This is a genomic window from Jiangella ureilytica, from assembly GCF_004348545.1.
In the GTDB taxonomy this organism is placed as follows: Bacteria; Actinomycetota; Actinomycetes; order Jiangellales; family Jiangellaceae; genus Jiangella; species Jiangella ureilytica.
This window is the reverse complement of the sequence record NZ_SMKL01000013.1, coordinates 1-15,658: the sequence shown is the minus strand read 5'-3', so window position 1 is coordinate 15,658 and position 15,658 is coordinate 1. Positions and strand designations below refer to the sequence as shown.

The window sequence follows — 15,658 nt, the reverse complement described above, 5'->3', positions numbered from 1 at the left end:
ACCCATGATCCGCCGCAGGAAGCTCGCGACCACGGCCGCCGCCGTCGCGACGACCGCCGCCGCGCTGGGGACGTTGCTGGTCGCGCAGGCCGTGCCGCAGGCCGGCGCCGTCGTCGCCAAGACCGCCGCGTCCGGCGCCGACCAGGTGCTCCCCGGCACCGAGATCGCCCGCTACGACGCCTTCGACGCGAACCAGGGCGTCGCCGTCGACGGGCGGTACTTCTACGCCGTCAACAACAGCACCATCACCAAGCACGACCGCATCACCGGCGAGCCGCTGCTGCAGTTCGCCGGCGACGACGACGGCCCGATCGAGCACCTCGACAGCGGCGTCGTGCACAACGGACGGCTCTACGCGGCGCACTCGAACTACTCCGAGTACCCGATGGAGAGCTCCATCGAGATCTTCGACACCCGCACCATGCGCCACACCGGCACGCACAGCTTCGGCATCTACCGCGGCTCGCTGACCTGGCTGGACCGGCACGACGGCGCCTGGTGGGCCACGTTCGCCAACTACGACCGGCCGCGCAACGGCACCGAGATCCCGTACGGCGAGACCTACAACACGCAGGTCGTGAAGCTGGACGACGATTTCCAAGTGGTCGAGTCGTGGACCATCCCGAAGGAGATCCTCGACCGCTTCGACGTGATGAGCAACAGCGGCGGCTCGTGGGGTCCCGACGGCCGGCTGTGGCTGACCGGCCACGACCTGCCCGAGGCGTACGTCATGCAGCTGCCGAAGGCCGGCAGCGAACTGGAGTGGGTCGCCACCGTCACGCTGCCGGGCATCCAGGGCCAGGGCATCGCCTGGGACGACGCGCGGCAGAACTCGACACTGTGGGGCATCAGCCGCAGGAGCTCCGAGGTGCTGAGCTACCGGATCCCGGTGAGCGACATCCAGGAGTCCGGCGACGACCCGTGGCAGGTCAACGGCCCGGGCGAGTTCAAGCAGTGACACGCTGAGACGCGGCGGCTCAGCAGGCCGCCGCGTCTCATCTTCTCCCGTTACATTCGGCAGATCATGAATCGACGCCGCCCTATGTCATCGGAGAGCGGCGTCAGACCTCGCGGTCGGCTGCACACGTCGTGGATCGCCGGCGCGGCCATCCTCGTCACTGCACTGACCGCGGTGTCGACGGTCCTGGGTCTGGCACGCGACGTCGTCATCGCCGCCGTCTTCGGAGCCGGCGGCGAGCTGGACGGCTACTTCGTCGCGCTGGGGCTGATGAACGTCGCGCTGGGGCTGCTGGCCGGCGCGATGTCCAAGGCCGCCGTGCCGGTGCTGTCCCGGCAGTACGCGGACGAGGATGCGAGCCGGCGCAACCGCCGCCGGTCCAGCACGACGATGTCGGTGGCGATCTCGGCGACGGTCACCGGCCTGGGCGTCGCGACGCTGGTGATGCAGCTGTTCGCGGCCGAGATCGTCGGCGTGCTGGCGCCGGGGTTCGGGCCGGCCGAAGCGGAGTCGGCGGAGCAGCTGACCCGCATCGTCCTGATCGCGACGGTGCTGGTGGCGGGGACGAACCTGCTGGCCGCGGCGGCGCAGTCGAGGCGGACGTTCTTCTGGTCGGCGATCCAGGGCGTCCCGTTCAACCTGTCGATGATCGTCGCGGCCGCGGTGTTCGGCCCGCAGTACGGCGTGACGGCGCTGGCCTGGGGGTTCGTCGCGGGCTCGGCCGCCCGGTTGCTGGCGCAGCTACCTCCGCTGCGCCGCATCGGGATCCGCATCCGGCCGAGCCTGCGACTCTCCGACCCCGACTTCCGGGCGATGCTCCGGCTCGTCCCGCCGCTGCTGGTGGGCAGCGCGATCGGCAACGTCAACACGCTCGTCGACCGCGCGGTCGGATCGACCGTCGGCGACGGCGTCATCTCGTCGCTGTCGTACGCGTGGCGGCTGGTGGGCCTCGCCGACACCGTGCTGATCGCGTCGCTGCTGGTCGCGCTCTACCCGGCCCTGAGCACGGCGGCCGCCGACACCGCGGAGCTGCGCCGGCTGATCGACCGCGGCCTGAGCGCGACGGTGATCGTGCTGGTGCCGATCTGCGTGGGGACGGCGGTCGCGGCCGGCCCCGTCGTCGAGACGGTGTTCCAGCGCGGCGAGTTCACCGCCGACGACGCGTCGCAGACGGCGACGGCGCTGCTCTGGTACGCGCCGGCGGTCCTGGCGCTGGGCTGGCGCGAGGTGATCGTCCGGGCCAGTTACGCCCTCGGCGACACGAAGCGGCCGGTCGCCGTCGCCGTCGTCGCCATGGTGGTGAACGTCGTGGGCGACCTCACGCTCGGCGTCGCGTACGGGATCCCCGGGCTGGCGGCGTCGACCTCGTTGTCGCTGGTCGTGGCGGCCGCCGGCAACACCTGGCTGCTCAGCCGCCGACATCGTGCCGTCGAGGTCGAGGCGCTGTGGGGGCTGCTGGGGCGGACGACGGTGTCCGCCGCGGCCACGGTCGGGGCGGCCCTGGGTGTCGCCTGGCTGGTGCGCGACACACCGGCGATCGCGCAGGTCGCCGCCGTCGGGACGGTGTGCCTGGCGGTGTTCGCGGGGATCACGTTGCTGCAGCGCGGCCCGGAGACCTCAGTGCTGCGAGACGCGACCCAGCTGCTGCGACGACCGCTCGCCCGCCGCTGAGCCGCCGGCGACGCTTCCGCCGTCGTCGTCGCGGCGGACGATGCCGAACGGCGTGCTGGACGCCCGCTGCCCCAGCGGGTTGCCCGACAGCGCCGCGAACAGCACGTCGGCCGGCAGGGACCGCGCCGAGACGGCGCGGATGCTGCCGCCGTAGTCGTTGAGGTCGACGATCGCGACCCCCGCCCCCAGGAACGTCTCGAGCTCCGCGCACAACGCCTGGGCGTCGGAGACGGTGAACGGCGGCAGGACCAGGTGCTCGTACGGCGGGCGCCCGCCGTCGATGTCGCGCGCCACCGGGCCGGCCACGCGGTAGAAGACCCCGCGGATGCGCAGCGGCCTGGTGACGGCGCCCGCGAGCGCCGCGGCCAGGATGCGCGCCCCACCCGTCGTCCGGACGACGTACTGCATCTTCTCCGGTACCGACAGCCCACGCGATCCCGGCCGCGGCCGCACCAGTCCGGCCAGCAGCAGGGCCAGCCGGCTCGGGCGCAGCTCGTCGACGGGCACCGCGCGCCCGGTGAGGAACACGGTGGCCTTCTCGCTCAGGACGACGGTGTCGCCGGGCTCCAGCGGCGGCAGTGCCTCGCGCAACGCCGAACGGAGGTCGTCGTTCTCGGTGAACCAGCGCGTACGAACCGCGTGGCGCACGTAGTGAACGCCACCGACTTCCGTACGGGTCCACGAGCCCGCCACGACCACACGACCTCCTCAAGCCCCCTCGAGCCGCCGGGCCCAGCCTGCCGGAGCAGATCGAGGATTTATGTGAAGGGCGCATGAGAATCCTTTAATCCGCCTCGCGTCAACGCACCCGGACGGTCACGGGGACCCGCAGCTCGGGCGCACCGGGATCGGACGTCGCCACCAGCAGCGTCGCGTGGTGCGTCGACCCCGCCGCCAGGTCGCCGGCGTCGACGCTCACCGCCAGCCCGACCCGGCCGCCGGCCGCCACCGAACCGCTGGCCGCCCGCACGTCCAGCCACGCCACGTCGGTCGCGATGCCGGCGCACCGTTCGCCGGGCACCGGCAGGAAGCGGGCCCGGTCCAGCCCGCCGCCCATGCCGCCGAGCGACCAGATCTCGCCTCCGGAGTGCGCCTGCGTGCAGAACCCGGCCGGCGCGGCGTTGACCGGCGACGGCAGCTCCGCGGCCGGGTCGGCGCTCCAGGTCCCGCCGGCCCAGCCGGCCAGCGCGAGCCGCTGCACCGTCGTGGTCGGCAGGCGGCCGTACGGCGGGTCCTCCCGCTCGCCGCCGACGACATAGAGCGCCTTGTCCGTGGCGACGAGCGCGGCGCCGGCCCGCGGCTCGGCCAGTGCCGGCCCGGCCGACCACGTGCCGGTGCGCAGGTCGAGCCGCTGGACGACGTCGCTGACGGCGCCGTCGGCGGTGAGTCCGCCGGCCAGGTAGAGATACGGTCCGGCCTGCGCGAACGCGGGGTCCCGGACGGGGTGCGGCATCGGTTCCTCCGGGTTCCAGGCGCCGGCCGCGACGTCGAGGACGTGGACGTCGCCGGTGACGGTGCCGCCGGATCCGCCGCCGGACCCGCCCGTGGCGCCGCCCGCCACCCAGACCCGGCCGTCCCAGGCCGCGGCGGCGGCACTCGACCGGCCGGTGGGCAGCGGCGTCCCCTCGGACCAGGAGTCGCGCGCGACGTCGTAGACGTAGTGCCGGTCGGTGTCGTCGCCGCCGAGTACATGGATCCGGCCGGCCTCGCAGGCGGCGACCGCGCTGCGCGCGGCCTCGGGAATCGGCGCGAGCTCGGTCCAGTCGCCGTCGGCCGCGTCGTACCGCCAGGTCCGGCCGGTGAGCTCGATCCGCTCGTCGAGGCCGCCGACGAGGTACCCGTGGTCCGGCCGGCCCGGGCACTGGGCGGCGGCGAACAGCATCCGCCCGCCCGGCACCGGCGCGCCGTCGGTCCACCCCGCCGAGTCGGCCGCCGCGCCGGTCGCGGCCGCGAGCGGCCGCAGCACCTCGGCCGTCTCCGTCACCGCGTAGTCGAACGCGGCGGCGCCGTCGTTGCCGAGGGTGAGCCGCTCGACGGCATGTCCGCGCGTCCGCACGTCGATCTCCAGGCCCGCGGCCGGCGTGGCGACGGCGCACGGCTCGTCCCGGCGCAGCCGCAGGTCCTTCGTCGCCGTCTCTGCGGCCTGGACGGTGACCGCACCGCTGCGCGACTGCCAGCCGTCCGCCGTCGCCGTCACCGTGACGCGCCGGTCGGAGCGGTCCAGCCAGTGCCGGTATACGCCGTCCCCATCGGTCGTGACCTCCACGTCGGAGACCGCTCCGCGCAACCGGACGGTGGCGCCGGCCAGCGGCCGCTCCGGACCGTCGCAGCGGTCCAGGCCGGTGACGGTGCCGGTGACCAGGCCCCACGATTCCGGCGCGGTGGCGTCCATCGCGACGGTCAGGGCCGGGATCGCGGCCGGGGTGTCCTCGAGCAGCAGCAGCCGGGCCAGGTAGTCGCCGGGCTGCCCCGCGGCCGGCCCGCTCGCGTCCAGCGTGACGGTGACCTCGGCGGACTCACCGGGCGCGAGGGTGCGCGGACCGCCGTCGGCCGACAGCCACGGCACCGGGTCCTCGGTGGTGGTCTGGCAGTCGTCGAACCCGGGCAGGCGCTCGACCCACGGGAACGTGCCGGGCTGGCCCTGCGTGCCGCCGAGCTTGTAGAACCCGCAGGTGCCGGCCAGCCGGTACACGTCGAAGATCGAGTTCGGCAGCGACGCCCACTCCCCCGCGGCCGGGTCGTAGAAGAAGCCCTCGTTGCTGCGGTAGCCGCCGACCTGCCCGCCCGACGTGAGCAGCAGCCCGTTCGCGGCCGTGTGCGCGGTGAAGGTCACCGTCTTCGGCAGGTCCGCGATGCGATACCAGGCGTCGGTGGCCGGGTTGTAGACATAGCCGCGCGTGCTGTGCTCGATGTGCGGCGCCTGGCCGCCGGCGCAGTACACGAGGCCGTCGATCGGCCCGCAGGCCTGCCAGGACACCGGCTCCGGGTAGTCGGCGACCTGCGACCACGAGTCGGCCGCGGCGTCGTAGACGTGGACGTCGCTGCTGCCCTGGTCCGGCTCGGCCGCAATCCGGCCGCCGATGACGTACAGCCTGCCGTCGAGGATGGCCGACCCGGCCGCGGCGAACCGGACCGGCGCCGGCGTGCCGTTCGACCAGGTGTCGGTGGCGGGGTCGTAGATCAGGACGGTGTTCGTCTCGCCGGCGCCCGCGGGCCCCCAGCCGCCGACCATGTACAGCCGGTCGCCGATGAACCCGCCGACGGGTTTGCCGCGCGGCTGCTGGAACGAGCCGGTGAACTCCCAGCGGTCCAGCGCGATGTCGTAGACCATGTTCCGATGCGAGATGCCTGACGTGCTGCCGCCGACGTAGTACAGCGTGCCGTCGTGGACGGCGGCCAGGCCGTCGGTGCGGGCGTCGGGCTTGTCGTGCAGCCGGACCCAGGCGGCGTCGCCGGGAACGTCGGCCGGGGCTGCGCCGGGCGCACCGTCGCCGGCGGGGGTCGCCGCGGGGTCGAGCGGGCCGCCGTCGTCGGGCACGATCTCGCGGCGCAGCGGGGCGCCCGGCAGGGTCGCGAGCGTCTCCTGCTGCTGGTCGAAGCCGGTGTTCCGCTCGGCCAGCTCGAACGTCGCGGGCGCGGTGCCGGTGTTGGTGACGGTGACGGTGGCGGTGCGCGTGCCGCCGACCTCGACCTGCTCCTCGACGACGGCGTCGCTCACCTGGAGCTCGCCGGTGCCCAGCTCGAAGTCGGCGCGGGTGACGGTGCCGGGGTCGACGGCGACGGTGCGGGTCCGCGCCCCGTGCTGGCCGAGGTCGTGCCTGGCGGTCAGCTCGTGGTCCCCGGCGCCGGCGACGAAGGCCGCGTAGAAGCCGCCGCCGAGACCCGGGTCGCCCGGGGTGGCGGTCGAGGTGACGTCGACCGTGCCGTCGGCGCTGCGCACAGTGGCGCCGTCGAGCGGGGCCTCGGTGCGGTCGTCGCGCACCTGGCCGAGGACGATCCCGCCCTCGACCGGCTCGCAGGCCCGCTCGCCGATGAGAACGTCGTCGAGCTGCCACCAGCCGTTGTTCGCGGTGTCGTTGCGGTAGTGGAATCGCACGCGCACGTCATCGCGCCCGCCGGCCTCCGGCAGCGGCACCTGCTCCTGCCGCGGGCCGCGCGAGTGCGCCGTCCGCCGCCAGACGTTCTGCCAGGTCGCGCCGCCGTCGACGGAGACGTCGGCCTCGGCGACGCCGCGCGAGAGCAGCAGGTCGGCCCGGAACGACAGCACCGGTGCGGCGATGCCGGTGAGGTCCGCCGGCGCGGAGACCAGCACGCCGTCCTCCAGCAGCTGCCCGGATGCGCTGTCGATGCTGGCGAAGTCGCCGTCACCGCCGGTGAGGTTGCCGCGCCGGCCGGAGTCGCCGGTCTCCCAGCCGTTGCCCCGAACCGTCTGCACCGCCCAGCCGGCCGGCAGGCCGGCGTCGAAGGACGCGAACGCGCCGCGGTGGGCAGGTGCGTAGCCGGGTGCCAGGCACTCGTTGGTGACGACGGTGGCAGCGAAGTCGGCCGTGAGGTCGCCGTCGCCCACCTCGACCGTGCGGCTGGCGGTCGCATACCCGTCGGCGTGCGGCCGGACGGTGAGCGCGTAGGCGGTCGACGCCGGCAGCTCCACCTCGTAGCGGCCGGTCTCGGGGTCGGTCCACACGGTGCCGTGCGGGTAGCCGGCGATGCTGATGCCCGCGTACAGCGGCCAGCCCTGGCCGGAGCCGTCGGCGACGGTGCCGCTGACCGTCACCGACGGGAGCGCGGTGAGGTCGAGGTCCAGGCTCGTGGTGGCGTCCTCGGTGACGACCACCCCGCTCGCGCCGCCGGGCGCGAAGCCGTACGCCGTCGCCGTCAGCTCGTAGGTGCCGGCGACCAGCGTCATCTCGTAGCGGCCGTCCGGGCCGGTCACCGTCGTGCGCTGGTAGCCGTCGCTCGCGGCGCGGAGCTGGACCCCCGGCGCCGGCTCGCCTGTGGCGCCGTCGGCGACGACGCCGGAGAGCAGCCCGGTCGCGCCGATCGGCGACGCCGTCACCGCCGCGAACGCGTCGAGGCGGCCCTCGCCGAACGCGTTGTTGCGCTGCTCGCTGCCGCCGCACTCGGCGTTGGGGGTGTCGACGGCGGTCGTGCCGAGCAGTTCGCGGGTGCCGTCGATGTCGCCGATCAGCGACGGCGCCGCCGCCCACATGAGCGCCACGGTCGCCGTCACGTGCGGCGCCGCCATCGACGTGCCGTTGGCGGTCCCGTAGCCGCTGCCGGGGACGCTGGAGCGCACCGCCACGCCGGGTGCGGCGACGTCCGGGCGGATCCGGCCGTTCGGGCCGGGACCGCGGCTGGAGAACGGCGCGATCAGGTTCGCCGGGTCGTGTGCGCCGACGGCGTACGCGCCCGGCGAGTCGGCCGGCGATCCGACGGTGGTGCAGCCGTTGGCGCCGTCGTTGCCGCTGGAGAAGACCGCAAAGACGCCGGCCGCGTTCCACGCGTCGACGATCTGGTCGTAGAACGGGTCGGCGAACCCGAGGGTGTCGGCGCCCCACGAGTTGTTGACGACGTGCGGGCGCAGGTCGATGCGCGGGTTCTGGCCGTTGGCGTCGGTCGGGGCGAGGGTCCACTGGCCCGAGGCGACCAGCGATGTGATCGAGCAGGCCGCCTGGGCCGTGGCCTCGCAGCCCTTCGCGGCGATCCATCGGGCGCCGGGCGCGACCCCGATCGCCGTGCCGCCCTCGTCGCCGCCGGCCATCGTGCCCATGGTGTGCGTGCCGTGGCCCTGGTTGTCGCACGGCACGGCGCTCGGGCAGACGTGGGCGGGGTCGTACCAGTGGTAGTCGTGGCTGACGGCGCCGTCGGCGTTCGCGCCGCGGTAGCGCGCCGCCAGCGCCGGGTGGTCGAACTGCACGCCGGTGTCGATGTTCGCGATGACCAGCCCCTCGCCGCGCACGTCGACCTCGGACCAGACGCGGTCGGCGTGGACGGCGGCGACGCCCCACTCGGCGGCTGCCGCGGCGGCCGCCTCCTGCGCCGCCGTCGTGGCCGCGGGGTCGGCGGGCAGCAGTTCCGGCACGTCGTACTGGGCGACCTCGAGCACCTGGTCCACGCCCGGCTGCTCGGCGACCCGCCGAGCGATCGCCTCCGTCGCGTCGCGGACCAGGATCGCGTTGGCGATCCAGTACGCCTCGTAGTCGGCGCCGGCCGCGTCGAGCTCCGCGCGGGTGGCGGCCTGGCTGTCCGCCGCGGTCTCCTGCAGGGCCGCCACGACGGCGGCGCCGCGCTCGTCCCAGTCGTCGATCCGCGCGGCGGCGGCCAGGTCGGCGCGTTCCTCGAAGGCGATCATCACGTCGGTGGTCTCGCCGGCGGCGAGCGTGGACACGACGGCGTCCTCGACCTTCGCCGTCCAGCCGTCCGCGGCGTCGCCCACTGCGGTGGCGGCGCTGACGGAGGCCGATGCGGCCGGGCCGGCCGGCGCGGCCGTCCCGGGGAGCGTCAGGGAGCCGAGTACGAGGACGGCGGACGTGAGGGCGGCGACGCGGGAGCGCACGGGCATGCTCGGCCTTCCGACGCTGGCGTGGATTGCCGGTATGGTCCGCGATGCCGCATATGAGTGTCCAGGCACTACGCTGGCCAGCTATGGCCATGGACAGAACTGGCCTCCCGGCCGGTGCCGACGCCCACTCCGTGCCGCTCGGCGCACTCGGCATCGGCTCGATCGAGGAGCGCGCCTACCGGACGCTGCTGCGACTGCCCGGCTCGACGACCGCCGAGCTGGCCGAGACCCTCGAGATACCCCGGCCGCGCGCCCGCCGCGCCCTGGCCGTCCTCGAGCACGCCGGGCTCGTCAGCCGCTCTACCGGGACCGTCGCCCGGTTCCTGCCGGCGGCTCCCGACGTCGGGCTGGAGGCGCTGGTCCGCGACAAGGAGGCGGAGCTGGGCCGCATCCGGACGCTCGGGGCGCTGCTCATGGAGGACTACCGCGAGGGGCTCGAGGCCGAGCGCAACGAGCTGTGCGAGATCGTCACCGGATCCGACGCGGTGCTGCGCCGGTTCGACCAGCTGCAGCGCTCGGCCACCAGCGAGATCCAGGTGCTCGACACGCCGCCCTACTCCGGTCCGCGCGGGCCTCGCTCCAACGACCTGGAGTTCGAGATCCTGGCCCGCGGCGTCACCTGCAAGGCCATCTATGACCGCGCGGCACTGGAACGCTCGCCGCTCGCCGCCGACGCGATCCTGCGCTACGTCGAGGCGGGCGAGCAGGCCCGGGTCACGTCGCGGCTGCCGCTGAAGCTGGCCACGTTCGACCGCAAGCTGGCGTTCGTCCCGCAGTCGCTGAACCAGCGCGACGTGTCCGGCGCCATCGTCGTCCACCCGTGCTCGCTGCTGGACGTGCTGCTGTACGTGTTCGACGAGCTGTGGGAGCGGGCGACGCCCCTCACGGCGGTGCGCGAGCCGGACGCCGTCGTTCCCGGGCCCGACGACCGGCGGCTGCTCGCACTGCTGGCCAGCGGCATGAAGGACCAGGCCATCGCCAACCACCTGGAGTGGAGCTACCGCACGACCCGGCGGCGCATCGCGGTGCTGCTGGAGGAGCTGGGCGCCGAGACGCGGTTCCAGGCCGGACTCGCCGCGGCCCGCCGCGGCTGGCTCCAGGAGGGACGGGCAGACCGGCGATAGGAGGGGCCGGAGGCCTCCTCGACATCGTCGGTTCGAAGCGCCGAGCCAGGGCGACCGTCACGAGGGCCCTGCCCGGCCCGACGACGTCCGAGGGCTCTGACCGCGCCCTAGAATGCGGCGCATGGAGAGGTCGCGGATCGATGCCGCCGTCGACGGTGCCCGCTCGCTCGCCGCCGAGGCCGGCATCGCGCTGCCGGGATTCGCCTCGTGGTCGCGGGCGGACTGGCTGGCGGGCGCGGGGTCCGAGGCGGCCGCCGTGCGCCCGGCCATGGAACGCGGGCTGGGCTGGGACGTCACCGACTTCGGCCGCGGCGACTTCGACCGCGTCGGGCTGGTGCTGTGCACCTTGCGCAACGGGACGCTCGCCGAACGCGACTCCGGCGCCGGGCAGACGTACGCGGAGAAGTTCCTGGTCGCGCAGGACGGCCAGGAGACGCCGATGCACCTGCACCGGCGCAAGACCGAGGACATCATCAACCGCGGCGGAGCGGCGCTGGTGGTCGAGCTGCGCCCCGAGCAGGCTGACCTCGACACCGTCGTGACCCTGGTCGACGGGCTGGAGCGGGCCGTGCGCGCGGGGGTGCCGGTGCGGCTCGAGGCGGGGCAAAGCATCCAGGTGCCGGCCGGGGTCTTCCACCGGTTCTGGGCCGACGGCGGCGTGGTGCTGGCCGGCGAGGTCTCGTCCGTCAACGACGACGTCGACGACAATCTCTTCCTCGACCCGTTCCCGCGGTACGCGGCGGTCGTCGAGGACGCGCCGGCGCGGTACCTACTGGTCAGCGAGTATGCCGAGGTCCTGAGCGGCGCCCGATAAATGCGGTGCGCCCGCGGCGGCGGGCGGTCTACGGTGCCGGGCATGAGCACCGACACCGCCGTCGTCGTCGAGGAGCTGGCGATCCCGGCCTCGATGGATGCGCCCGACGCCGCGGCCTTCGCGGAGATGGTCGACGTCCGTAACGCCATCGAGTCGCACCTCATGGGCACAGACGTGCTCAACTACAGCGCCCGCGAGCTGCTCCCCGTCTACCAGCGGCAGCAGCACGAGCCGATTCGGCTGTTCGTCGCGCGGGTCGCGGGCCGCATCGTCGGGCGGGGCATCCTGTCGTGGTCGTCGGCCGAGGACGCGACCGCGTCGTGGCTCGAGGTCGAGGTGCTGCCCGAGTTCCGGCGCCGCGGCGTCGGCACGGCGCTCTACGACCACCTCGCCGCCATCGCCCTCGACTCCGGCCGGCCGGTCCTGCAGGCCGACGCCATCCACACGCGACCGTCCACCGGCGAGCGCCTCGAGCCGCCGACCGGCTTCGGCTGGCTCTCCGCCGACGACCCCGGCGTGCGGTTCCTGCAGCGGCGCGGCTACCGGCTCGAGCAGGTGGCGCGCATCAGCGGGCTGCCGCTGCCGGTCGACCCGGCGCTGCTCGACGCGAAGCGGGCCGAGGCCCAGGCCGCCGCCGGCGACGACTACCGCGTCGTCTCCTGGGTCGGCACCACGCCGCCCGAGTGGGTCGGCGACGTCGCGACCCTCAAGACGCGCATGAGCACCGACGCGCCCAGCGCCGGGCTCGACTTCCCCGAGGAAAAGTGGGACGCCGCCCGGGTCGCCGACTGGGACGGCCAGCTCGGCGACAGCGGCCGCGAGCGCCTCACCGTCGCCGCCCTCCACGTCCCCAGCGGGCGGCTGGCCGGCTTCAACGAGCTCTACCTGGCCGCCGACCGCACCCGCCCGGTCACACAAGAGGACACCCTGGTACTCGCCGAACATCGCGGGCGCCGGCTCGGCATGCTGCTCAAGGTGGCCAACCTGCAGCAGCTCGCCGAGGTCAGCCCGTCGTCGCCCATGGTCTACACGTTCAACGCCGAAGAGAACCGCCACATGCTCGACGTCAACGAGGCGGTCGGCTTCACCGCCATCGGCTACGAGGGCGCCTGGAAGCTCACGCCGTGACGGCGGCGGCGATCCGCGCGGCGACGTCGCGCGGATCGGTGCCCGCGGTGTCGACGACCGTGCCGGCTGCGGCCCGCAGCCACGGCGGCGCCGCCCGGTAGGGCGCCAAGTGGTCCAGCCGCCACTGCCGGGCCCGGTCTCGGCGGTGTCGGTCTCGATGCGCCGCATCACGGTGTCCTCATCGGCGTGGAGGAGGACGTGATGGACGGGAAGGCCGGCCTCCTCGAAGCCGGCCCGCAGCTCCCGCCAGTAGGCCTCGACCAGCACCGTCTGCGGCACCACCAGCGCCGTCGCCGTCGTCGTCTTGCCGGCGCCGAAGGTGCCGCTCAGCCACACGATCACGGTGCCGAAAATATCCGCTTCCGACCCGGCTCCGCGCGGCGTCAGCGCCCTTAGACTCGTGCGGGTCCGAGACTCCGACGGGGGGCCGGCGCGCGTCGGCCGAGGAGTGATGGGTCATGGCCGTGACCACACCTGAGCGTGACGGCAAGCCGCCTGCCGGCGGAACGCGACGGCGGCTGGGTCCGCTCGTCTGCGGGCGCCGCAGCAAGTGGGTCGTCCTCGTGTTCTGGCTGGCGGTGCTCGTCGTCGCGTTCCCGCTGTCGGCGAAGCTGACCGGTGCGCAGGAGAACGACACCGCGTCCTGGCTGCCCGGCTCGGCCGAGTCGACCCGGGTGTTCGAGGTGCAGCAGGACGCCTTCCAGACCGGCGAGGAGCTGCCGGCCATCATCGTCTACGAGCGGCCGGGCGGCATCACGCCCGAGGACCAGGCGAAGGCCGCCGACGACGCACAGGCGTTCGCGGACGTCGACAACGTCAGCGGCGACGTCGTCGGGCCGATCCCGTCGGAGGACGGCGAGGCGCTGCAGATCATCGTGCCGGTCGATCCGGGCGACGGCGGCTGGTTCGCCCTCGGCGACGCCGTCGACGAGATGAACGACATCGTCAGCGGCGGGCCCGACGGACTGAACGCGTACGTGGCCGGGCCAGCCGGCGTCTCCGCCGACTTCGCCGACGCGTTCGAGGGCATCGACGGCACCCTGCTGTACGCGGCGATGGCGGTCGTCATCGTCATCCTGTTGTTCTCGTACCGCAGCCCGGTGCTCTGGTTCATCCCCGTCTTCTCGGCGTTCACCGCGCTCACCGCCGCCCAGGCCGTCGTCTACCTGCTGGCCGAGTACGCGAACGTGACGGTGAACGGGCAGACGGCGGGCATCCTGCTGGTGCTGGTGTTCGGCGCGAGCACCGACTACGCGCTGCTGCTGATCGCGCGCTACCGCGAGGAGCTGCGCCGGCACGAGGACCGGCACGAGGCCATGGCGTTCGCCCTGCACCGCGCCGGCCCGGCCATCGTGGCCAGCGCCGCCACCGTCGCCGTCGGCATGCTGTGCCTGGTGGCCGCGGAGATGAACTCGACGCGTGGCATGGGCCCGGTGCTGGCGATCGGCGTGGTCATCGGCGTGTCGGCGATGCTGACGCTGCTTCCGGCGCTGCTCGTGGTGACCGGCCGCTGGGTGTTCTGGCCGCTCAAGCCGAAGTTCGGGTCCGCGGAGCCGACGGAGCGCGGGTTCTGGGCGCGGATCGGCCGGTCCATCGCGCACCGCCCGCGGTCGGTGTGGATCGTGACGTCGCTGGCTCTCGGCGCGATGGCGCTCGGGCTGCTCGGCCTGAACACCGGCGTCATCGCCAACAAGGACGCGTTCGTCGACACGCCCGCCTCCATCACCGGCGAGGAGGCGCTGGCCCGGCACTTCCCAGCCGGCACCGGCAGCCCGGTGATCGTCATCGCCGACGCCCCGGAGGCCGACGCGGTGCGGCAGGCGTTCCAGGACACCGACGGCATCGCCGACGTGACCGACCCGACGCCCGTGAGCGACGACCTCGTCTACATGGAGGGCACGCTCGAGGCCGCACCCGACAGCCCGGCGGCACAGGACACCGTCGAGGCGGTCCGCGACAGCGTCCACGCAGTGGGCGACGCGAACGCGCTGGTCGGCGGCAACACCGCCGTCGCCCTCGACGCGCAGAACGCGGCCAGCCGCGACAGCTTGGTGATCATGCCGCTGGTGCTGGCCGCGGTGTTCGTGATCCTCATGATCCTGCTGCGGGCGTTCGTGGCGCCACTGGTCCTGATCGCGACGGTGGTGCTGTCGTTCGCCGCCGCGCTGGGGTTGAGCTCGCTGATCTTCGAGCACATCCTGGGCTTCGCCGGCGCCGATACGGCCTTCCCGCTGTTCGTGTTCGTGTTCCTGGTCGCGCTGGGCATCGACTACAACATCTTCCTGATGACCCGCGTGCACGAGGAGGCCAAGCAGCACGGCACCCGGCGAGGCGCGCTCATCGGGCTGGCCGCGACCGGCGGCGTCATCACGTCGGCCGGGCTGGTGCTGGCCGGGACGTTCGCCGTGCTGGCGACGCTGCCGGTGGTCGCGTTCGCGGAGATCGGGATCGCGGTGGCGCTGGGCGTCCTGCTCGACACCCTGATCGTCCGGTCGATCCTCGTGACGGCACTCAACCTCGACCTCGGACAGCGCATGTGGTGGCCGAGCGCGCTCTCGAGAAGCCGGAGCCGACGGCGGCGGAGGCGGCGGGCGTCGCGGAGGAGGAGCCGGTCGGGCCGCGTCCGTGAGGTTCGAGAGGTTGCCGGGGTTGGCGCAGAGTTCTGAGGTGGGCCGGGGATTGAGGTGGGCTCCCCGTCCCCCTGTTGCCCATTCTCTTGACCCTGGGCCACCCGCCGATCATCTCCAAGCATGGGGTTGGCCGGGCTCCTCGCCGAGTCGCTTGGGGGTGGGCTCCCCGTCTCCCTTGCCGCCCATTCTCTTGATCCCGGCCACCCGCCTACCGCCGCTCTTCGCCGGATGGCTCGCCGGGGGTGATGGGGTTCGCCGGGGGATGAGGTGGGCTCCCCGTCCCCCTTGCTGCCCATTCTCTTAACCCCGGGCACCCGCCTCAAGCCGGCGCCCTCTGTGGTTGCTTGACCCTGTGGTTGGGGGCTTCGGCTTGACCCGGGCACCCGGGGCATAAGAACGGGCAGCTATCAGGGGGACGGGGAGACCCTGGGCACGCCTCGCGGCCCGCGTACCCGTTTCGCGTCCCCCTTTCACGTGCCCGTTTCGTCCCGGTTCGCCGGGATGCGCACAGCGATGATCATCGGCGATCCGCTACATCACCAGGCGTTCTGCCACATCACCAGGCATGCATGCCTCGTGAAGCGGCAGAAAACCTCGTGATGGCCCCGCGAAACGCGGCAAATCCCACATCGCGGACGCACCAAGGCCCGCCGACAGCAGGCCTCGTGAAGCGGCAGAGAACCTCGTGATGGCCCCGCGAAACGCGCCAAATCCCACATCCCGGACGCACCAAGGCCCGCCGACCCCGCACCCGTCGCCAGACTCCCCCCG

8 protein-coding genes and 1 pseudogene are annotated in these 15,658 nt (G+C 73.6%); 6 read left to right on the top strand and 3 right to left on the bottom strand.

Going from position 1 to position 15,658, the window contains the following annotated elements; all coding sequences use genetic code 11:
- Positions 1-4 precede the first annotated feature (4 nt).
- Both E1212_RS07640 and murJ read left to right on the top strand, forming a co-directional pair.
- Positions 5-958 (top strand): hypothetical protein, encoded by a 954-nt coding sequence (locus tag E1212_RS07640; protein WP_203416586.1) that lies wholly within the window; start codon positions 5-7, stop codon positions 956-958.
- Between the two features lie 84 nt (positions 959-1,042).
- Entirely contained in the window at positions 1,043-2,629 is a 1,587-nt protein-coding gene (gene murJ, locus E1212_RS07635) for a murein biosynthesis integral membrane protein MurJ (protein ID WP_131981111.1), read from the top strand.
- Here murJ and E1212_RS07630 read toward each other — a convergent pair.
- Both E1212_RS07630 and E1212_RS07625 read right to left on the bottom strand, forming a co-directional pair.
- Positions 2,576-3,277 carry a hypothetical protein gene (locus tag E1212_RS07630; protein ID WP_203416582.1) on the bottom strand — a complete coding sequence of 234 codons (702 nt, stop codon included), beginning with the start codon at positions 3,275-3,277 and terminating at the stop codon, positions 2,576-2,578. The genes murJ and E1212_RS07630 overlap by 54 nt on opposite strands.
- 151 nt (positions 3,278-3,428) lie before the next feature.
- Positions 3,429-9,191, bottom strand: coding sequence for a S8 family serine peptidase (locus tag E1212_RS07625; protein WP_131980958.1), 5,763 nt, complete (start codon positions 9,189-9,191; stop codon positions 3,429-3,431).
- A gap of 89 nt (positions 9,192-9,280) precedes the next feature.
- On the opposite strand from E1212_RS07625, the gene E1212_RS07620 reads away from it, so the two are divergent.
- The 3 genes from E1212_RS07620 (at position 9,281) to E1212_RS07610 (ending at position 12,257) form a co-directional block, all read left to right on the top strand.
- A complete protein-coding gene (locus E1212_RS07620) occupies positions 9,281-10,315 on the top strand; it encodes a helix-turn-helix domain-containing protein (RefSeq protein ID WP_162605374.1) in 1,035 nt (344 codons plus the stop codon).
- A gap of 121 nt (positions 10,316-10,436) precedes the next feature.
- Positions 10,437-11,129: a D-lyxose/D-mannose family sugar isomerase gene (locus tag E1212_RS07615; protein WP_131980954.1), complete on the top strand. Its 693-nt coding sequence runs from the start codon at positions 10,437-10,439 to the stop codon at positions 11,127-11,129.
- A 42-nt stretch (positions 11,130-11,171) separates the two neighbouring features.
- Positions 11,172-12,257, top strand: a complete 1,086-nt coding sequence (locus tag E1212_RS07610; RefSeq protein ID WP_162605373.1) for a GNAT family N-acetyltransferase — start codon at positions 11,172-11,174, stop codon at positions 12,255-12,257.
- Here the strand turns inward: E1212_RS07610 and E1212_RS31040 are convergent.
- Positions 12,247-12,599, bottom strand: a pseudogene (locus tag E1212_RS31040) (hypothetical protein). The gene E1212_RS07610 and the pseudogene E1212_RS31040 sit on opposite strands and share 11 nt — an antisense overlap.
- A gap of 116 nt (positions 12,600-12,715) precedes the next feature.
- Between E1212_RS31040 and E1212_RS07600 the strand changes: the two are divergent.
- Complete coding sequence (locus E1212_RS07600) at positions 12,716-14,923, top strand: MMPL family transporter (protein WP_131980950.1); 2,208 nt, start codon at positions 12,716-12,718, stop codon at positions 14,921-14,923.
- Positions 14,924-15,658 lie beyond the last annotated feature (735 nt).

Excerpts from the sequence above, each read along its gene's own strand:
- E1212_RS07640 (WP_203416586.1), top strand. The coding sequence starts at position 5 with ATGATCCGCCGCAGGAAGCTCGCGACCACGGCCGCCGCCGTCGCGACG.
- murJ (WP_131981111.1), top strand. The coding sequence starts at position 1,043 with ATGTCATCGGAGAGCGGCGTCAGACCTCGCGGTCGGCTGCACACGTCG.
- E1212_RS07625 (WP_131980958.1), bottom strand. The coding sequence starts at position 9,191 with ATGCCCGTGCGCTCCCGCGTCGCCGCCCTCACGTCCGCCGTCCTCGTA.
- E1212_RS07620 (WP_162605374.1), top strand. The coding sequence starts at position 9,281 with ATGGACAGAACTGGCCTCCCGGCCGGTGCCGACGCCCACTCCGTGCCG.
- E1212_RS07615 (WP_131980954.1), top strand. The coding sequence starts at position 10,437 with ATGGAGAGGTCGCGGATCGATGCCGCCGTCGACGGTGCCCGCTCGCTC.
- E1212_RS07610 (WP_162605373.1), top strand. The coding sequence starts at position 11,172 with ATGAGCACCGACACCGCCGTCGTCGTCGAGGAGCTGGCGATCCCGGCC.
- E1212_RS07600 (WP_131980950.1), top strand. The coding sequence starts at position 12,716 with ATGGCCGTGACCACACCTGAGCGTGACGGCAAGCCGCCTGCCGGCGGA.